Annotated in this window: 19 protein-coding genes; 8 read left to right on the plus strand and 11 right to left on the minus strand. The window is 69.3% G+C overall.

Annotation, left to right across the window (positions count from 1 at the left end):
* Positions 1 to 7: 7 nt before the first annotated feature.
* The 6 genes from CFB34_RS13630 to CFB34_RS13655 all read right to left on the minus strand — a co-directional run bounded on the left by CFB34_RS13630 (position 8) and on the right by CFB34_RS13655 (position 7,197).
* Entirely contained in the window at positions 8 to 568 is a 561-nt protein-coding gene (locus CFB34_RS13630) for a DUF3156 family protein (protein WP_179243769.1), read from the minus strand.
* A 23-nt stretch (positions 569 to 591) separates the two neighbouring features.
* On the minus strand, positions 592 to 2,094 hold the full coding sequence (locus CFB34_RS13635) for an APC family permease (protein ID WP_089427102.1): 1,503 nt from the start codon (positions 2,092 to 2,094) through the stop codon (positions 592 to 594).
* A 236-nt stretch (positions 2,095 to 2,330) separates the two neighbouring features.
* Entirely contained in the window at positions 2,331 to 3,671 is a 1,341-nt protein-coding gene (locus CFB34_RS13640) for an aspartate aminotransferase family protein (protein WP_089442037.1), read from the minus strand.
* Between the two features lie 42 nt (positions 3,672 to 3,713).
* Entirely contained in the window at positions 3,714 to 5,216 is a 1,503-nt protein-coding gene (locus tag CFB34_RS13645) for an aldehyde dehydrogenase family protein (RefSeq protein ID WP_089442036.1), read from the minus strand.
* A 197-nt stretch (positions 5,217 to 5,413) separates the two neighbouring features.
* Positions 5,414 to 6,154: a LuxR C-terminal-related transcriptional regulator gene (locus tag CFB34_RS13650; protein ID WP_089442035.1), complete on the minus strand. Its 741-nt coding sequence runs from the start codon at positions 6,152 to 6,154 to the stop codon at positions 5,414 to 5,416.
* 161 nt (positions 6,155 to 6,315) lie between these two features.
* A complete protein-coding gene (locus CFB34_RS13655) occupies positions 6,316 to 7,197 on the minus strand; it encodes a neutral zinc metallopeptidase (RefSeq protein WP_089442034.1) in 882 nt (293 codons plus the stop codon).
* A 400-nt stretch (positions 7,198 to 7,597) separates the two neighbouring features.
* Here CFB34_RS13655 and CFB34_RS13660 point away from each other — a divergent pair, with 400 nt between their 5' ends.
* The 5 genes from CFB34_RS13660 to CFB34_RS13680 all read left to right on the plus strand — a co-directional run bounded on the left by CFB34_RS13660 (position 7,598) and on the right by CFB34_RS13680 (position 12,552).
* The gene (locus CFB34_RS13660; protein WP_089442033.1) at positions 7,598 to 8,389 is read left to right on the plus strand and encodes an SDR family oxidoreductase; all 792 of its coding nucleotides are present in this window, start codon (positions 7,598 to 7,600) and stop codon (positions 8,387 to 8,389) included.
* A gap of 192 nt (positions 8,390 to 8,581) precedes the next feature.
* On the plus strand, positions 8,582 to 9,610 hold the full coding sequence (locus tag CFB34_RS13665) for a LysR family transcriptional regulator (RefSeq protein WP_089442032.1): 1,029 nt from the start codon (positions 8,582 to 8,584) through the stop codon (positions 9,608 to 9,610).
* Positions 9,611 to 9,711: 101 nt separating this feature from the next.
* Positions 9,712 to 10,398 carry a DUF4286 family protein gene (locus tag CFB34_RS13670; protein WP_089442031.1) on the plus strand — a complete coding sequence of 229 codons (687 nt, stop codon included), beginning with the start codon at positions 9,712 to 9,714 and terminating at the stop codon, positions 10,396 to 10,398.
* Between the two features lie 79 nt (positions 10,399 to 10,477).
* Positions 10,478 to 11,797 (plus strand): MFS transporter, encoded by a 1,320-nt coding sequence (locus CFB34_RS13675; protein ID WP_089442228.1) that lies wholly within the window; start codon positions 10,478 to 10,480, stop codon positions 11,795 to 11,797.
* Positions 11,798 to 11,850: 53 nt separating this feature from the next.
* Positions 11,851 to 12,552: a DUF2848 domain-containing protein gene (locus CFB34_RS13680; RefSeq protein WP_089442030.1), complete on the plus strand. Its 702-nt coding sequence runs from the start codon at positions 11,851 to 11,853 to the stop codon at positions 12,550 to 12,552.
* A 347-nt stretch (positions 12,553 to 12,899) separates the two neighbouring features.
* On the opposite strand, the gene CFB34_RS13685 is transcribed toward CFB34_RS13680, so the two are convergent.
* Positions 12,900 to 13,883 carry an NAD-dependent epimerase/dehydratase family protein gene (locus CFB34_RS13685; RefSeq protein ID WP_089442029.1) on the minus strand — a complete coding sequence of 328 codons (984 nt, stop codon included), beginning with the start codon at positions 13,881 to 13,883 and terminating at the stop codon, positions 12,900 to 12,902.
* Between the two features lie 98 nt (positions 13,884 to 13,981).
* On the opposite strand from CFB34_RS13685, the gene CFB34_RS13690 reads away from it, so the two are divergent.
* Complete coding sequence (locus tag CFB34_RS13690; protein WP_089442028.1) at positions 13,982 to 14,884, plus strand: LysR family transcriptional regulator; 903 nt, start codon at positions 13,982 to 13,984, stop codon at positions 14,882 to 14,884.
* A 50-nt stretch (positions 14,885 to 14,934) separates the two neighbouring features.
* Here CFB34_RS13690 and CFB34_RS13695 read toward each other — a convergent pair whose 3' ends face one another.
* Positions 14,935 to 15,255 carry a hypothetical protein gene (locus tag CFB34_RS13695; protein WP_089442027.1) on the minus strand — a complete coding sequence of 107 codons (321 nt, stop codon included), beginning with the start codon at positions 15,253 to 15,255 and terminating at the stop codon, positions 14,935 to 14,937.
* A gap of 57 nt (positions 15,256 to 15,312) precedes the next feature.
* Positions 15,313 to 16,185 (minus strand): LysR family transcriptional regulator, encoded by an 873-nt coding sequence (locus CFB34_RS13700; RefSeq protein WP_089429065.1) that lies wholly within the window; start codon positions 16,183 to 16,185, stop codon positions 15,313 to 15,315.
* A gap of 170 nt (positions 16,186 to 16,355) precedes the next feature.
* Between CFB34_RS13700 and CFB34_RS13705 the strand changes: the two genes are divergently transcribed.
* Complete coding sequence (locus CFB34_RS13705; RefSeq protein WP_089442026.1) at positions 16,356 to 17,816, plus strand: MFS transporter; 1,461 nt, start codon at positions 16,356 to 16,358, stop codon at positions 17,814 to 17,816.
* 81 nt (positions 17,817 to 17,897) lie between these two features.
* Here the strand turns inward: CFB34_RS13705 and CFB34_RS13710 are convergent, their stop codons facing one another.
* Together CFB34_RS13710 and CFB34_RS13715 are read right to left on the minus strand one after the other, a co-directional pair.
* Entirely contained in the window at positions 17,898 to 18,095 is a 198-nt protein-coding gene (locus CFB34_RS13710; RefSeq protein ID WP_089442227.1) for an oxidoreductase-like domain-containing protein, read from the minus strand.
* Positions 18,096 to 18,177: 82 nt separating this feature from the next.
* Positions 18,178 to 18,366 (minus strand): hypothetical protein, encoded by a 189-nt coding sequence (locus CFB34_RS13715; protein ID WP_089442025.1) that lies wholly within the window; start codon positions 18,364 to 18,366, stop codon positions 18,178 to 18,180.
* A gap of 155 nt (positions 18,367 to 18,521) precedes the next feature.
* Between CFB34_RS13715 and CFB34_RS13720 the strand changes: the two genes are divergently transcribed.
* Positions 18,522 to 18,944 carry a RidA family protein gene (locus CFB34_RS13720; RefSeq protein WP_089442024.1) on the plus strand — a complete coding sequence of 141 codons (423 nt, stop codon included), beginning with the start codon at positions 18,522 to 18,524 and terminating at the stop codon, positions 18,942 to 18,944.
* Positions 18,945 to 19,010: the final 66 nt, after the last annotated feature.

Raw genomic sequence — 19,010 nt, forward strand, 5'->3', positions numbered from 1 at the left:
CCACAGCTTACCCGTGCAAAATCCTGCGTAGTGCGGTTTCGAACGCAAGACAGGCCGCCGACAGCGCGGCGGCCTGCTCGCCCGTCAGGCGGACGTAGCGGCGAAACGACGGCATCCGGTTCACGACCTCGCTGCCGCCGAACGGCACGATCGCGAGCGTCCAGCGGCCGTCGCGCGCGTCGATCGTGCAGTCGGTCAGGTGCAGCGGCCGCAGCGCGTCGGCCAGCGACGGCTCGGCGACCAGTGCGGCCAGCGTGTCGGCGAATCCGGGGTCGCATCCTGGAGCGGCCAGCCCGTCGATACCCGTGCAGCGCAGCCAGCCGGTCTGCCGCACGCGCGCACTGCCCTGCACGGCCGGGCCGCACGCGGTGGCCGCCACCTTCACGCTGACCGTGTGCATCAGGAACTGGCGGTCGATCCGCTCGTCGATGCTCACGCGCACGCCGTTCGGCAGCCTCGCCGTCCGACTGCCGACGTGATCGGCATCGCGCTCGGCGCCCAAATCCGCCAGCACGCGCGCGGCGATCGCGCCGGGCCGGTGGCCGGGCGGCGGCGCATCGGGCGCCATGCGCAAGCGGGCGAGCACGGCCTTCACGATGCGACGTGCTCGTTGCGCAGCACTTCCTCGACCGGCACCGGCTTGAACGGATGCCGGCGCTGCACGACGAGCGTCCAGAACAGCGCGTACAGCGCGGTGAGCCCGAGCATCGCGCCGAACGGCACGTAGATGTCGCGCGCGTTCATGCCCGGCGGCGTGATGTACCAGATCGCCAGGATGATGCCGACGCTCGACACGATCTGCGGCAGCGGGAACAGCGGCGAACGGTACGGGCGAGGCAGGTCCGGGCGGCGAATCCGCAGCATCACGACCGACGCGGTGACGAGCAGGTACGCGGTGCCCCACGCGCAGGTCGCGGCGAGCACGAGGTGCAGGATGCTGTCGAGATTGCCGTTGATCAGCCATGCGTGGAAGATCGGCACGATCGCCGCCGCCACGATGCCGACCACCGGCGTCTTGAAGCGCGGATGCAGGTACGCGAAGCAGCGCGGCAGCGCGCCGTCGATCGCCATCCCGTACAGGATGCGCGGCAGCCCGGCCATCAGCGTGTTGATCGTCGCGGCGCCCGCACAGAGGAACGCGATGCCGAACCAGATGCGGCCGAACGGCCCGAGCACCTGCAGCGCGAACGCAGGAATCGCGCCCGGCGTGTCGAGCAGGTGCGTGAGGCCGTCGGCGCTCACCGGCACGTTCGCGACCTGGCGGCGAATCGCCGCGCCGTACAGGAACATGCAGATCGCGACGCCGACGAGGCCCAGCGCCATCGCACGCGGAATCGTCTTGCCCGGCGCCTTCATTTCCGGCGCGAGCGGCGTGACGAACTCGCAGCCGACGAACATGAACATCGCCATCCCGACCAGCGACAGCACGGCCGGCACCGACGTGCCGACTTCCGAGCCGCCGAACCAGCCGTCGAGATGCACGGCCGGCGCGGCCGCGAGCCCGAGGATCCCGAAGATCATCAGCGACAGCCACATGCCGGCCGTCAGCACGATCTCGAGCTTGCTGAACACCTTGATGCCGATGATGTTGGTGATCGCGAACGTGACGACGAGGCCGACGCCGACGAGCCACGAACTGTTGTGCTTCTCGAACGCGGCATTCAGCGATTCGAAATTGACGAGCGCCATGATGCCGCTCAGGATCGTTTCCGCCGTGCCGGCGAACACGTGCACGAGGAAATACGCGGAGATCGTGCCGGTGATCGCCCAGAAGCGGCCGAGCCCGCACGACAGGTAATCGTAAACCGAGCCGGCCGTCGGCAGCATCGCGGCGGCTTCGGAGAAGGTGGTCGCCTGCGCCTGCATCATCACGAACGCGATGATCATCGCGACCGCGAACGCCCAGCCGCCCATCCCGAAGCCCGACGTCGCGGTGAGAATCACCGGGCTGGCCATGATGAGGCCGACGGCGCTCGCCAGCGCGGTCGGAAAGCCGACCGCACCCGCCTTCAGCGCCGTGCCGCCCCCCGCTTCAGCCGGCGTGCCGGCGGGCGTGTCGCCCGCTGCGCCGGTAACTCCAGACCATCCCGACATCCCTGTCTCCTTCCTGTGTCGACCCCGGCCGCCGCTTCGTCGGCGGCCGGGGTTCCATGGCTATGCGGTCGGCCCAGGCGGCGCTTCAGCGCTTCGATTCCCGGGCCCCTAGTCGATCACACCTCGATCCGATGTCGAAAAAATACGCAGGCAAAATAATCCGGTCATAGCGCAAATCGGCAAACCGGCGGCGGCTACGCTGCGCGCCGCCGGCGCGCCGTCACGCGGTCACACCGTCACGCGAACGGCACGGCCTCGAAGCCCGCCGCGAGCGCGTCGACGATCCGGTCGAGCTGCTCGCGCTGGATCACGAGCGGCGGCGACAGGATGATCTTCGTGCCGACCGGGCGCACCAGCACGCCGTTTTCGCGCGCGACTTCCGCGACCGCGTTCGCATAGCCCGAGAGCGGGTCGATCGGCTCGCGCGTGTCCTTGTTCGCGACCAGGTCGAGCGCGAGCATCAGCCCCTTGCCGCGCACTTCTCCGACCGCCGCGAAGCGTTCCGCGAACGGCTTCAACGCTTCGAGCAGATACGCGCCCTGCTTCGCTGCGTTGGCCGGGAGGTCCTCCTTCACGACGATGTCGAGGCTCGCGATCGCGGCCGCGCACGCGACCGGATGGCCCGCATACGTGTAGCCGTGCATGATCGCGCCGCCGAAATCGGCGTTCGCGGCGAACGCGTCCTCGATCCGCGCGTTCACGACCGTCGCGCCGAGCGGCACGTAGCCCGACGAGATGCCCTTCGCGAGACACATGATGTCCGGGCGCACGCCCCAGCCGCGGCTGCCGAACATACTGCCGCTGCGGCCGAAGCCCGTCACGACTTCGTCGGCGATCAGCAGGACGCCGTAACGGTCGCACACCTCGCGCACCAGCGGCCAGTAGTTGGCCGGCGGCACGATCACGCCGCCCGCGCCCTGGATCGGCTCCGCGATGAACGCGGCCACCGTGTCGGGGCTCTGGAACTGGATCTCGCGTTCCAGCATCTCCGCGCAGATCCGGCCGAGTGCTTCGGGATCCTGCGTGAACGGGTTGCGGTACAGCCACGGCGTCTCGACGTGGAAGCAGCCCGGCAGGTTCGGCTCGTAGTTGCGGCGGAACACCGTGTTGCCGTTCACCGACGCACCGCCGAAGTGCGTGCCGTGATAGCCCTGCTTCAGCGAGATGAACTTCGTGCGGTCGGCCTGGCCGCGCACCTTCCAGTACTGGCGCGCGATCTTCAGTGCGGTCTCGATCGAATCGGATCCGCCCGAGCTGTACAGCACGCGGCGCATGCCCTCCGGTTCGAGCAGGTCGATCACCTTCTTCGACAGCTCCTCCGCGCGCGGATGCGAAATGCCGTCGAACAGCTGGAAGTATTCGAGCTCGTCGAGCTGGCGCACGATCGCGTCCTTCACTTCCTGGCGGTTGTGGCCGACGTTCACGTTCCACAGGCCCGCGACGCCGTCGACGAGCTTGCGGCCCTGTTCGTCGAATACGTAGCAGCCGTCGCCGCGCACGATGCGGATCGGCTTGCGCTGTTTCATCTCGTTCGGGTGCAGCATCGGGTGCCAGAATTTCGCTTCGTTGTAGCTCATTGCAGTCTCCACTGTCGGATCGGTTGAGGTTGAGGCCGCGCGTCAGTGCGCGATGCAGACGGATTTGGTTTCGGTGAAGCCTTCGATCGCGTACTGGCCGAATTCGCGGCCGATCCCCGATTGCTTGTAGCCGCCGAACGGCATCGACGGGTCGAGCGGGATATGGCAGTTCACCCACACGGTGCCGGCCTCGATCTGCGGCACGAGGTTCATCACGCGCGTCAGGTCGTTGCTCCAGACGCTCGCCGCGAGGCCGTACGGCGACGCGTTCGCGAGACGCACCGCATCGGCCGCGTCGTCGAACGGCACGACGACGATTACCGGGCCGAACACTTCGTCGCGCACGATCGCGCTGTCCGGATGCGGATCGGCGATCACCGCCGGCTTCACGTAGTAGCCGGGCAGGTCGTCGGCTGCCGTGCCGCCCGCGAGGAACGTGAGGCCCGCGCGGCGCGCGCCTTCGATGTGCTGGACGACCTTGTCGCGATGGTGCGCGGACACCAGCGGGTTGATCTGCGCGGTCGTGTCGAGGCCCGCACCGAGCTTCATCGACTGCGCGATGCCCGCGAGGCCGTCCGCGAGCTGCGCGAACTTGCTGCGGTGCACATAGATGCGCGAGGCGGCCGCGCACACCTGCCCCTGGTTGAAGAACGCGCCGGCGGCGACGCCGTCGAGCGCCCGCGCGACGTCGATGTCGTCGAGCATCACGATCGGGTTCTTGCCGCCGAGCTCGAGCGAGAAGCGCGTCATGTTCTGCACGGCCGCCGCGCCGACCAGCTTGCCGGTCGCGGTCGAGCCCGTGAACGAGATCTTCGCGATCGACGGGTGGCTCGCGAGCGCGGCGCCGCACACGCGGCCGCCGGTGACGACGTTGAACACGCCGGGAGGCACGCCGGCTTCGCGGGCGAGCTCGGCCAGGCGCAGCGCGGTGAGCGGCGTTTCCGGCGACGGCTTCAGCACGATCGTGCAGCCGGCCGCGAGCGCGGGAATCAGCTTCCACACCGCGATCATCAACGGGAAATTCCACGGCACGATCGCGGCGACCACGCCGACCGGCTCCTTGCGCGTATAGGCCGTATAGCGCGCGCCGGGCGGGAACGGGATCGACACGTCGAGGGTCTGGCCGGTGATCTTGGTCGCCCAGCCGGCCATGTAGCGCACGTATTCGACGCTCGCGCCGACCTCGATCGCACGCGACACGTGGATCGACTTGCCCTGGTTCAGCGTTTCGAGCTGCGCGAGCGTTTCGGCGTCGGCTTCGATCAGGTCGGCGAGTTTCAGCAGGATGCGTTCGCGGTCGGCCGGGCGCAGGCCGCTCCACACGCGGGTGTCGAATGCGCGCTTCGCGCTGGCGACCGCTCGGTCGACGTCGTGTGCGTCGGCGTCCGCGACGGTCGCAAGCCGCTCGCCCGTCGCGGGGTCGTACACGTCGAGCCGCGCGGCCGCGTGGGCGGGCTGCATTTCACCGTCGATGAAGAGGCCGAAGTCGCGCGCAACGAAGGTGCGCACGGTGTCGCTGACGGCGACGAAATTCGTGGTGCTCATGGGCGTCTCGAGGATTGTCGTGGCTGGACCGCGTGCGCACGGGCACGCGGGCGTCGTTCCACTGTATCGACGAGGGTTCGCGCCCGGTGAGCGCAAATTGGCAGCGCGTGGGCGGTGGGGAGGGGGCGGGTTTGAACCGCGCGGGGTGGCTGGCGATCGCGAAAGGTTCGAAGTCCGGATCGCAATTATCCGATGAATTACAGGAACAACGCCCCGACCAGTTCCGTGCGGTTCGACACGCCGAGCTTGCGGTACATGCGCATCAGGTGCGTCTTGACGGTCGGCTGGCCGAGCGCGAGATCGCGCGCGATCTCCTTGTTCGAGCGGCCGTCGCGCACGAGGCGCGCAATCTGCTCCTCGCGGTAGGTCAGCCGCTCCTCGCAGCCGATCCGGTGAATTCCGCGCCGCGCGCGCAGCAGCGGGCTCAGCGCGGATTGGGCCACGGGCTGCAGCCGCACGAGCGCTTCGATCTCGCCGGGCGCGAACCGCGCGGCCGTGCTGTTGCCAGCCACGCCGCCGCGCGTGTCGCCCGCCCCGAAGCGCAGCAGCGAGAACGCAGCGACCGTGCGGCCCGCGTCGCGCAGCCAGATCTCGACGACGTCGGCCACGTCGTGTCGCCGCAGGAAGCGGGTCCAGTACGCGGACGCGTCGCGCCTTTCGTCAGGCAATTGGGACGCAAGCGTGACGACCGCGCGCTCGCCTGCTGCGCAGCGCGACGGATGCAGCGGATCGAGCATCCGGTAGCGCGCGACATAGGTGCGATGCATCGATTCCGGCATCCCGAACAGCTCGAAATCGGCCGGTTCGCCGCTCTGGTCGAGCCGGTAGAACACGATCGCGGACGGGCTCGCGAACGCGTCGAACGCGTCCACGCACGCGCGCAGCGCGCGTGGCCAGTCGGCGGCGGCCGGGTCGGCGGGAACGAATGAGGTCGGCATGGTGGAATCGGCTGGCGGGCGAACGTCCCGAAGATCGAAGTTCGGGCCAGCCTACCGGCGCCGAAAAGCGCCGGTGAGCACAAATCGGCAAATCGTCCCGGCCCGGCCGGCATCGCGGGTTCGGCCGGGACGATATAAGCGCAATGGGGCGCGCCCGCTAGTCAGCGTGCGTTCGCGGCGAACGTGTCGCAGGCGCTCAGTTCGCCCGATTGCATCCCGCGCCGCAGCCAGTACACGCGCTGGTCGCTGGTGCCGTGCGTGAAGCTCTCCGGCACGACATAGCCCTGCCCTTGCTGCTGCAGCCGGTCGTCGCCGATCGCGGCGGCCGCCTTCAGCCCCTGCTCGAAATCGCCGGGCTCGATCAGCCGCTGGTTCGCGCGCTGCGCGTTGTTCGCCCACACGCCGGCAAAGCAGTCGGCCTGCAGTTCCATCCGCACCGACAGCGCGTTCGAGTGCGCCTGGCTTGCCCGCCGGCGCGCCGCGTCGACCTTGTCGGAAATACCAAGCAGGTTCTGCACATGGTGGCCGACTTCGTGCGCGATCACGTAAGCCTGCGCGAAATCGCCGCCCGCGCCGAAACGCTTGCGCAATTCGTCGTAGAAGCCGAGATCGATATACACCTTGCGGTCGCCCGGGCAATAGAACGGCCCCATCGCGGTCTGGCCCGTGCCGCATGCGGTCGGCGTCGAGTTCGTGAACATCACGAGCGTCGGCGGCTGGTACTGCGCGTGCAGCTGGGTATTGAACACGCCCGTCCACGTGCGCTCGATATTGCCGAGCACCTTGCGCGTGAACACAACGTTCGGTTCGTTCGCCGCCGCGCCCTGCCGCTGCGCGGGCGCGGGCTGCGCCTGCTGCTGGCGGCCCTGCAGCGCCGACGCGCCTTCGAGTATCACGCGCGGGTCGATCCCGAAGAAATACGACGCGGCGAACGCAACCACGATCGTGCCGATGCCGATCGTCGCACCACGCCCGCCGCCGAACCCGCCGGTGCCGCGCCGATCCTCGACGTTCGTGCTTTCCGTTTCGTCGTCCAGCCTCATAGCCGGCCCTCCCTGTTCTTGTCGATGGTCCGGCACGCGAGCGCGCACCGGGCGATAGGTTGTCGTGACACGATCCCCTGCCGATGCAAGAGCTGCGCACGGGGGTGCGTACTCCTGCCGGGATCGCCGGCCTGCCGCTCCGCTCGCACGACGGAATCGGCCGGCCGATGCGCCGCGCGTCGATGCGCGGCCCGCCCGCGCTATTCTGCCGGGCTTTCGTGACTTATCGCAAAAATGTGGAGGATAGAGCGATTCGGCGCCGCACATCGTCAGCCTTTGCAAAATGGCCCGCGGCCGCGCCAATCGCCCGGACGCCGCCCGCGTTCATCCTTTCGGCTGATACCGGCGTGCGCCGGCGCCGCCTAAAGTGACCGGAAACGACACCTTTCCGGAGCACGACATGACCCACCCGCCACCCCGCACGATCGCGATCACCGGCGCAGGCACCGGTATCGGCGCCGCGTGTGCGCGCTGCTTCGCCCGCCGGGGCGACCGCGTCGTGCTGATCGGTCGGCGCCAGGCGCCGCTCGACGCGCTGGCCGCCGAAACGGGCGGCCTCGCGCTGGCCGGCGACGCCGCGAGCACCGCCGACTGGGCCCGCTTTCTGCCGCAGGTCGCCGAACGCTTCGGCCGCGTCGACGCGCTCGTCACATGCGCGGGCGGCCACGGCCTCGGCCGCGCGGACGAAACCGACGACGCGCAATGGCGCGACGCGATGCACGCGAACCTCGACACCGCGTTCGTCAGCGCGCGTGCGTGCCTGCCCGACCTGATCGCGCAGCGCGGCAGCATCGTGCTGGTCGCATCGATCGCCGCGCTCGCGGCCGGGCCCGGCGTGTGCGGCTACACGGTCGGCAAGCACGCGCTGCTCGGGCTCGCCCGGTCGCTCGCACGCGACTACGGGCCGCACGGCGTGCGGGCGAATGCGGTGTGCCCCGGCTGGGTCCGCACGCCGATGGCCGACGCGGAGATGGAACCGCTGATGTCGGCGCACGGTGACACGCTCGACGGCGCGTATGCACGCGTCAGCGCCGACGTGCCGCTGCGGCGCGCGGCCGATCCGGACGAGATCGCGGCCGTGTGCGCGTTCCTCGCGTCACCGGACGCGTCGTTCGTGACCGGCGCGACGCTCGTCGCCGACGGCGGCTCGATGGTCGTCGACGTGCCGACGCTCGCGTTCGACAAGCTTTGATGCGCGCGGGTGCGCCGCTCGCGTGACGTACGCGTCGCGGGCGGCGTTGCGCACACGTCCTCTCGTCCTCCCGCTCCAGCGCCTGCCCACGCACGCGCGCCGCGCCGCCCGCTTGTTTCCCGTCCCCGAAAATCCGCTACCATCGACCGATCCCGCCGCCCCGCCCGGCCCCGCCTCACGGTTCGAACGTCGATGAACATCCGGTTTCTTGAAACCTTCGTCTGGCTCGCGAAGCTGGAAAATTTCCGGCTCACCGCCGAAAAACTGCACACCACGCAGGCCGCCGTATCGAGCCGCATCGCGTCGCTCGAGGAGGCATTCGACGTGCGCCTGTTCGACCGCAATACGCGCTCGGCCACGCTCACGCCCGCCGGGCGCCGCATGCTCGCGTACGCGGAGCGGATCGTGCGGCTCGACGGCGAAATGCGCCGCGACATCGATGCGGCGAGCGATGCGGGCCTGATCCGGATCGGCGTGATCGAATCGATCGTGCACAGCTGGTTCCCCGCGCTGATGGCGCAACTGCGCGAGCGCTATCCGCGTCTCGACGTCGAGATCACGAGCGACACGACGCTGCACCTGATCCGCCTGCTCAGCACCGACGGCGTCGACCTGATCCTGCAGACCGACCCGGTGCCGGGCCCCGATTTCACGAACCTGCCGCTGTGCGAATTCCCGGTGCGCTGGGCGGCCAGCCCGCGCCTCGGGCTCGGCGGCCAATCGCTCGACGCCGCGCGCCTCGCGGCATTCCCGATCATCAGCTTCTCGCGCCACTCGGGCCCGCACGCAACGATCGAGCGGCTGTTCGCGGCCGTCGAGCGGCCGGCCAGCATCAACTGCATCACGTCGGTCGCCGCGATGATCCGCCTCGTCGCCGACGGCTTCGGCGTGGCCGCGCTGCCGCCCGCGATCATCGGGCGCGAGCTGCACGAAGGCACGCTCGAACTGCTCGACGTCGAACCCGAATTCCCCGCGCTGCCGCTCGTCGCGACATACCGCAGCCAGGGCCTGCCGGTGGCCGCGCGAATCGCGGAGCTGGCCAGCGAAGTCGCGCGTGCGGTGTCGGCCGCCGCGCATCACGCGAAGACGGCCGCGCCCGACAGCGCGGACAAAACAGCCGCCCGTCCCGCGACAAAAGCCAAAGCGAAAGCGCCGACAAAAGCGAAGCGCACGACACCATCCGCCCCGCCCGCCGCAAAACGCCGCCCGCGCCGCTCATAAGAAAACCTGTTCACCGCGAATTTGTTTTCTTGTTGGACGGGCGCGGCCCGTCTTCGGGAAACTGAGGTTCCTGACACACCCCCGTCATGAGGAACCCCGCGATGACCCGCCTTTCCCTTCCGCACGGCCAGCTTTGCGTCTGGACGGATATCGACCCCGCGCACGAAGCCGATTTCAACGCGTGGTACGACCGCGAGCACATGCAGGAACGTGTCGCGATTCCCGGCTTCACGCATGCACGGCGCTTTCGCGCGACCGATCGCGGCCCGCGCCAGTACCTCGCGCTGTACGTGACGGACGCGCTCGACGTGTTCCAAGGCGACGCGTACCGGCGCGCATTCACGCAGCAGACCGCATGGTCGCTCGCGAACTTCGAGCGCATGACGGGCACGCAGCGACGCGTCGGAGAACTGACGATCGAGGCCGGTGACGGTGAAGGCGCCCATCTCGCGCTGTTCGTGCTGCCGCCGGATCGCATCGACGTGCCGCAGCTGCGCGAGCGTTTCGACGACGTGCTGCACGAACCGGGCATCCACGCGGCACGACTGTTTTGCACCGCGCCGGAGCTGTCCGCGCCGATCGGCGCCGCTGCGGCCGCGCGCCCGGCCGCCGATGCACTCGTGCTGATCGAAGGCAGCGATGCGGCCGCGACCCGCCGCGTGGCCGCCACGCTCGCCGGGCACGACGACGTGCGCACCTTCGCGCTGCTGTGGCGCGCTGCCGCGCCGCCGCACGTCACGCACGGCGACGTCGAAACCGCACCCGCTGCCGCGGCATGTTCGGCCTGATCGCCCACGCCGGCCGCACCGCAGGCGCGATGCACACCCACGCATCGGCCCGGCGCCTCATCCCGTTCACCATCACGACCTGCCCGACACCATGAACACGCTCGCCCAGCCCGCCGCCCACGCGCCCCGCCGCGTCCGCACCAGCCGACTCGCGACCGCGAGCATGATCGGCACGTCGCTCGAGTGGTACGACTTCACGATCTACAACACGCTCGCCGCACTCGTCTTCAACCACCTGTTCTTTCCGTCGGTCGATCCGCTGGCCGGCACGATCCTCGCGTTTTCGACCTATGCGGTCGGCTACGTATCGCGCCCGCTCGGCGGCTTCGTGTTCGGCAATCTCGGCGACCGCATCGGCCGCCGCGCCGTGCTGATGCTCACGCTCGTGCTGATGGGCGTGACGACCGCATTAATGGGCGCGCTGCCGACCTACGCGCAGGCCGGCATCCTGAGCCCGATCCTGCTCGTCGCGCTGCGCTTCGTGCAGGGCGTCGCGCTCGGCGGCGAATGGGCCGGCGCGGTGCTGCTGTCGGTCGAGCACGGCGACCAGAAGCGGCGCGGGCTGTCCGCATCGTGGACGCAGCTCGGCCCGTCGTTCGGCACGCTGCTCGGCACCGGCTGCATCGCGCTCGTGACGCTGTCGACCACGTCCGGCGACTTCCTGTCGTGGGGCTGGCGCGTACCGTTCGCGGCCAGCGCGCTGCTCGTCGTGTTCGGCTTCTGGCTGCGGCGCGGCGTCGACGAAACGCCGCAGTTCGAGCAGCTCGCCGAATCGCGCGCGACCGTCGAGGTGCCCGTCGCCGACGTGCTGAAGTATCACTGGAGGCGCCTGCTGATCGCGGGCGGCTCGCGGATCGGCTCGGACGTGCTGTATGCGCTGATCGTCGTGTTCACGCTCACCTACGTGACGACCGTGCTGCACCTGTCGCGCCCTGTCGCCTTGACAGCCGTGATGATCGGCACGGCGTGCAACGCGCTCGCGGTGCCGTTCTTCGGCGCGCTGTCCGACCGCTTCGGCCGCCGGCCCGTATATCTCGCCGGCGCGCTCGCCGGCATCGTGTGGGCGTTCGTGTTCTTCACGCTGCTCGATTCGGCGCGCCCCGGCGCGATCGTCGCGGCCGTCGCGATCGGCCTGGTGATCCACGCGGTGATGTACGGCCCGCAGGGCGCGTTCGTGACCGAACAGTTCCCGACCCGCGTGCGCTACGCGGGCTCGTCGCTCGCGTACACGCTCGCCGGCATCGTCGGCGGCGGCTTCGCGCCGCTCGTGATCGCCGCGCTGTTCCGGCAGACGGGCACGACGACGGCCGTGTCGCTGTATGTCGCCGCCGCGCTCGTCGTCACGTCGATCGCGCTCCTCCTCGCACGCGAAACCGCGCACAAGCCGCTCGCGGATTGAACGTCGCCGCCGGCAAGCCGCTTCATTCCTTCGCACTTCAAACTGATACGCATATGCCAACCCTGTCGTTCAATGTCATTCCCCGGAAAGGGGCGCCGGCCACCGTCGACGTCGAGATCGCGCGCGTCGTGATCGCCGGCTGGGCCGGCCGCGATCCGGCCGCGATCCAGGCGCATATCGACGAACTCGCCGCGCTCGGCGTCGCGCCGCCGTCGACCACGCCGTGCTTCTATCGCGTGTCGGCCGCATTGCTCACGCAAGCGCCCGCGATCGGCGTGCTCGGCGCACGCTCGGGCGGCGAGATCGAATGCGTGCTGGTCGACAGCCCGGCCGGCACGCTCGTGACCGTCGGCTCCGATCATACGGATCGTGAGGTCGAAGCGTACGGCGTCGCGGTGTCGAAGCAGGTGTGCGCGAAACCGCTCGGCCGCGACGCGTGGCTTTATGCGGAAGTAGCGGATCACTGGGATGCGATCGAGATGCGTTCGTGGCTGATTTCGCGCGATGGCGGGCGGACGGCGTACCAGCACGGCGCGGTGAGTGGCCTGCTTGCGCCCGAAGTGCTGTGGCAACGCTTCGACGACCGCGGCGCGATGCCTGCGCGCGGCGCGATGTATGGCGGCACGGTTGCCGTGCATGGCCCGATCGCGGCAATGGGTGACGGCGACGCGTTCGAGATGGAACTGCACGATCCGGTGCTCGGGCGCAGCCTTCGGCACCGCTACGCCGTGGAAGTGTTACCGGTCGTGGCATAACGGGCAACGAGGCGCGGCAGATGGGCACGACACCGTTCTGTCGCCGCGCCGGCTCCCGCGAACACGCCTAAAAGCAGTGATAGTCGGGAAAGTTGAGCTGCGAGTTGCCGCAATACAGCACACCAGCCAGGTTCGTACACCCGCTCAATGCAAGCATCATTGCGCCCGCAACCGACACTTTCCATCCGAAATGCAACATTGCGCCCCCGTTTCCGCCTGATCGACATGAGCCGACATGATGCGCATCGGACGTGCCCGGGTATGTGGAGAATTGTTGTGCCGCGGGTGCTGCGGTTCGCCATCGTGTCCGCCCGTGCCGGAGCATGGACCCAGGCACGAGCCGTTGCTCACTTGAGACACCCGAGCCCCGCCAGCGTCGCCTCGACTGCCGTGTCGAGTGGCGTCACCGGCTCGCGGCCGAGCACCGCGGTCACCCGCGTGTTGTCGAGCCGGATCGGCTCGCGCCACAGGTAGCGCATCTCGAGCAATTCGCGCAGCGTCGTGACGAACGGCGCCGCCGCCCACACGAACCACCACGGGAACTTGCGCACCGTCGGCCGCAGCCCGTGCCGCTGCGCGACGCGGCGCACGGCCTCCGCCATCTGCGTGCCGTCCGCATCCCAGTGCCCGCCGAGATGAAAGCGCGCGAACGGTTCCAGCGTGTCGCGCCGCTCGATCAGCTCGACCATCGCGCGCGCCGCGTCCGGCACATACGACCATTGGTGCCCGATGCCATCCCGCCCCGGCACGCTGATGGACGCAACCGGCTGCCCGGCCTTGACGAGCCCCGCCGCAAACCAGCTGTTGCCGGTCAGCTTCGGCCCGAAGAAATCGCCAGCGCGAACGATGATCGTGCGAACGCCCTGCCCGGCCGCCTCCTGCAGCCGGCGCTCCAGCTCGACGCGAATCGCGCCCTTGCGCGTCGACGGATGCTGCGGCGCGTCTTCGACCAGCACCGGAAACGCATCGGCGCCATAGTTGTAGACGGTGCCCGGCAGCACGACGGTGGCCCGCTCCGCCTTGGCCGCCGCGATCGTGTTGTCGATCATCGGCAGCACCTGCCCGGCCCAGTTCCGGTAGCCCGGCGGATTCACCGCATGGACGATCACGCTGCAGCCGCGCGCGGCGCGGACGACCGTGTCACGATCCATCGCGTCGCCGCGCATCCACGTGATGCCGTCGCGCTCCACGACTTCGGCGTCGAGCCCGCGCTTCAACCCGCGCACCTGCCAGCCCGCATCACGCAACTGCCGCGCGACTTCCCCGCCAATTCCGCCGCTCGCGCCGAGCACGAGTACCTGTCGTTGCGTCCCGCCTGCGTGAGTCGTCATTGCCGCTCTCCTTGAATGAACCGTGATGACACGCATTCTGGCGCGGCTTCGGCTATCAAGGAATTGCCTAACCTGATGGATCGGCTATACATTTATGTATGACCATCGATCTGAACTGGGAACGCTACCGCACCTTCCTCGCCGTGCTGACGGAAGGCTCGCTGTCGGGCGCGGCGCGCGCGCTCGGCATCACGCAGCCGACGGCCGGCCGCCACGTCGCGGCGCTGGAGGCCGCGTTCGGCCAGACGCTGTTCACGCGCTCGCCGTCCGGCCTGTTGCCGACCGAGGCGGCGCTCGCGCTGCGCGGCCATGCGGAGGCGCTGCGCAGCGCGGCCGCGGCGTTCGAGCGCGCGGCCGCGAGCCACGGCGCCGGCGTGCGCGGCATCGTGCGGATCTCGGCCAGCGACGTGATCGCCGTCGAAGTGCTGCCGCCGATGCTCGCGCAATTGCGGCGCAATCATCCGGGGCTCGTCATCGAACTCGTGCCGACCGACCGCCTCCAGGACGTGCTCAAGCGCGAGGCCGACATCGCGGTACGGATGGCGCCGCCCACGCAGGAGGCGCTCGTCGCGCGGCGTATCGGCGCGGTCGATGTCGGGCTGTATGCGCGCGACGACTACCTGGCGCACAACGGGGTGCCCGAGACGACCGACGAACTCGCGCATCACGCGCTGATCGGCTTCGATACGGTCACGCCGTTCATCCGCTCGATGAGCCGCAGCATGCCGCTGTGGAAGCGCGATGCATTCTCGCTGCGCACCGACAGCAACCTCGCCCAGCTCGCGATGATTCGCGCCGGCTACGGGTTAGGCTTCTGCCAGAGCGGGCTCGCGAAACGCGACGCACGGCTCGTGCGCGTGCTGCCGGACACGCTCGCGATGCAGCTGGAAACCTGGGTCGTGATGCATGAGGACCTGCGGTCGAGCCCGCGCTGCCGCGCGGTGTTCGATGCGTTGGCCGACGGGCTGCGTGCGTATGTGAGCGGCGAAACCGTCGAATAAACCGGGCGCGGCGACGGCACGAACGCAGGGAACGAAGCGCCCGCGCCGCGCTATTCGTAGATCTTCCCGGCGAACAGGATGTCCGCCATGCGCCGCCACGGATTGTCGGGCACGTCGTAGAAACGCAGCCCTTCCTCCGACGCCTCGGCCCAGTCGACCATCGCGTCGAGATACTCGCCGATCGAGCGGTTTTCCCAGCCGAGCGCGGCGCGGGCGTACGGCGACGGCGGCACGTCGGCCTCGAGCTGGCGCTCCGTGTTCCAGTCGTGGCCGAGCACGCGCAGGAAGTGGATCAGCGAGCGTTCGTCGACCACGCGCTCCAGCGCATCCTGCAGCTTCGCGGCCATCTGGCGTTGCAGTTCGTCATTCATTTTTTGTCCCCTGGCGCGCCTCTCACCACGCGCCGCCGCCAATCGTGCGGCCCGGTTTTACATCAGCAATTGCCGCGACAGCACCTCGCGCGCCTGCGTGACGGCTTCGCGTTCGCCGGGCATCGGCGGCGTCAGCGAAAACACCGCGTCGGGCAGCGGCGGCAGCCGGTATTTCGCGCCGAGCCGCATCATGCCGTCGCCGATCGCCGACGCGCACAGGCAGCCCACCCCGAGCCCCGCCGCCAACATCGACTGCAGCCCCGCCACCCCGGACGCGCTGTGCACGAGCCGGTACGGCATGTGCTGCTCGTCGAGCGAGCGCACCGCGACCTGATGCATCATGCAGTCGTCCGGCAGCAGCACGAGCGGCAGCGGCTCGGGCAACTGCTCGGCGAGCGCGGGCGATGCGACCCACGACAGCGGCTCGCGCCGCAGCACCCAGCGCGTATCGGCCGACGCCGGCCGGAACGGCCCGCTCGACAGGTTCATCACCACGCCGAGATCGACCTGCCCGCGCGCATGCGCGGCCTCGATATCGGCGCTCTTCATCGCGCTGACGTGCAGGCTCAGTTGCGGGTAGCACTCCCGCAGCCGCGCGAGCAGCCCCGCGACTTCGTTGGTCCGGTAGTAATCGGTGATCGCAACGCGCAGCTCGCCCTTGATCGCCTGCCCGCGCACTTCGTCGAACGCGGCCTCGTTCAGCGCGACGATGCGCCGCGCGTGCTGCAGCAGCCGCGAGCCGGCCGGCGTCGGCTCGACTCCGCGCTTGCTGCGCACGAACAGCGGCACGCCGGCGCGCGATTCGAGCTTGCGCACCTGCTCGCTGACCGTCGACTGCGACAGGTGCAGCAGCGGCGCGGCGGCCGTCAGGCTGCCGGCGTCCGCGACCGCCGCGAAAGTACGCAACTGATCCAGGTCGAAACCGCGCATCGCCATTCTCCACCCGTCGATTAACCCGATGGATGCTACCACCAATTCCCGCTTTTCCGATTCATCGCCACCACCGAGAATGGGGGTCAATCGCCCGCCCACGGCCGAACCGGCGCTTCTGTCGTCGTATCCGGCGTGAATGTGGCACTCATTCTTTCGGACCTGCTTCCATGACGAACGACACCCTTGCCCCCTGCGTGCCGGCCGGCACGGCCGCCGCGGCGACGCCGCGCAGCCACCACGGCTGGGCGCTGGTGGTCCTGCTGGTTGGCGCGATTCTGCCGCCGCTCGACTACTTCATTGTGAATCTCGCGCTACCGGCCATCCGCGACGGCATCGGCGCGCGTCCGGCCGAGTTGCAGCTGGTCGTGTCGGCGTACGCTTGCGCGAACGCGGTCGTGCAGATCACCGGCGGCCGGCTCGGCGACCTGTACGGCCGCAAGCGGATGTTCATGATCGGGATGGCCGGCTTCGTCGTCGCGTCGACGCTGTGCGGGCTCGCCGGCAGCGGCGCCGTGCTGGTCGGCGGCCGCGTGCTGCAGGGCCTGTTCGCCGCGATCCTCGCGCCGCAGGTGCTCGCGACGATCCGCAGCGTGTTCAGCCCGCAGGAGCAGGTGCGCGTGATGGGCTTCTACGGTTTCGTGTTCGGCCTCGCGGCCGTGATCGGCCAGCTCGGCGGGGGCGCGTTGATCAGCCTGCATCCGTTCGGGCTCGGCTGGCGCGCGATCTTCCTCGTCAACCTGCCGATCGGCATCCTCGCGCTGATCGGCAGCTGGCGCTTCATCCCGGAGAGCCGGCCGCCGAAAGGCCAGCGCATCGACGTGCCGGGCATGGTGTTGTTGTCGCTGCTCCTGCTGATGCTCGTCTACCCGCTCACGCACGGGCGCGAGGCCGGCTGGCCGCTGTGGATGGTCGCGTGCCTCGTCGGCGCGTTGCCGATGCTCGGCGCGCTGCTGGCGGTCGAGGCGCGCCGTCTCGCGGGCGGGCACGATCCGCTGCTCGACGTGCGCCTGTTCCGCAATCCCGTCGTCGCGCTCGGGCTCGTGCTGGCGTTCCTGTTCTATACGCTGAGCGCGTTCTTCCTGAGCTACGGCATCTACCTGCAGGGCTGCCTGAACTGGTCGCCGCTCGCGTCGGGGCTCGCGATCCTGCCGCTCGGGCTCGGCTTCCTGTCGAGCCCGCTGCTGATGCCGCGACTCGTCGGCCGGTTCGGCGGCTATCGCGTGCTCACGCTCGGTTTCGCGATGCTCGCGGCCGGCGTCGCGACGGCCGCCGCGCTGGCGGGTGCCGCCACGCCGGGCGTCGGCTTTTACGTCGGGATCGCGGCGATCGGGATCGGCCAGGGCCTCGTGCTGCCGTCGGTCGTGCGGATCGTGCTCGCGGAAGTCGACACGGCGCGCGCCGGTGTCGCCTCCGGCATGGTTACCGCGATGCTGCAGATCGGCGCGGCCGTCGGCGCGGCGACGCTCGGTGGCGTGTTCTTCGCCCGGCTCGGCGCGCATCCGGCCGCACTTGATTACGTGCAGGGCTTCAGGACGTCGATGTTCGCGCTGACGGCCGTGCTGCTCGTGTGCATCGCGCTGTCGGCGATGCTCGGGCCGCTGCATCGGCGGCTGCATGCAGCGACGTAAGCGGGACGGGAAGCGTTGCGGCGGCAGGGTCGGACGCGGAAGGAGTGCCGATGCCGATGCAGCCGCTCGCCGGCATCCGGCTCACGCGTGAGGCTGGCGTTGCGCCTGGCGCGCTTCCCATTCGGCCAGCTCGACGCGATAGCGCGCGAGTGCTTCGTCATAGAGATCGAAGACGCACGGCGAGCAACCGCTGTTGCAGCAGTCTTCGAGTTCGGGCTGGATGGGCGGGGTCGGACGGGGATCGTCGACGGACGGATCCGGAGAGACAGTGTTGGGCACGGCGAAAATCGAATGAATGGACGCGTTCAGTATAAGCGGATGCCGCACGGCATGCGTGCCGCGCGGGCCATACCATGCTGCGTCATATCCCCAGTATCGTCACCTGGTCGTGGCGGATTCGGACCTCGCGCGTCCATGCATCGATTTCGGCAATCACTTCCGCAAGCGCAGCGCAACGCGTGTCCAGACGGTCGATGAAATCCTGCCGCGAATCGCGGAATACGAAGCCGAGCCGCTCGAGTGCCGTCGTTCGCTGCGTGGCGTCGCTCACGCTTCGCCGGGCGCTGATCCATAATGGCGCGATTGTCGGCGAACCCGGCGACGCCTTCGATGTCTCGCTTCCATCGCATTCCGGCCGGCGCACGACCCGGACCCACCGCGACGCTCGCCGCCGCATCCTCGTCATCGCCCCACCGGAGCCGCACGATGGCCGAAGCAGTGAATCCGCCGGAAGTCTGGGCGCCGTTCGGCGCGTTCTCGATGGCCGTGATCCAGGGCGACGGCCGGATCGTGCATCTGAAGGGGCAAGTGTCGCTCGACCGCGACGGCCGGGTGGTCGGCCACAGCGACATGCGCACGCAGGTACGTCAGACGCTCGACAACATCCGCACCGTGCTCAACGCGATGGGTGGACAGATGCAGGACGTGATCTCGCTCGTTCACTACGCGACCGACATCGATGCCTTCATGCAGGCCGGCGACATCCGCAAGACCTACTTCGCCGAGCCTTATCCCGTGACGACGACCGTCCAGGTCGAGCGTCTCTACCATCCCGATCTGCTGATCGAGATCACCGCGGTTGCCGAAATTCCGCTGGAGCGTTTTCGGCGGCCTGCACCGCGCGCGTGAATCAGCGATGTGGCGATGTGGTACCGCGCCACATGGCGCGCCGGCCGTCACCTTCCCGACCGGCGC

This window comes from Burkholderia sp. HI4860, from assembly GCF_002223045.2.
GTDB lineage: Bacteria > Pseudomonadota > Gammaproteobacteria > Burkholderiales > Burkholderiaceae > Burkholderia.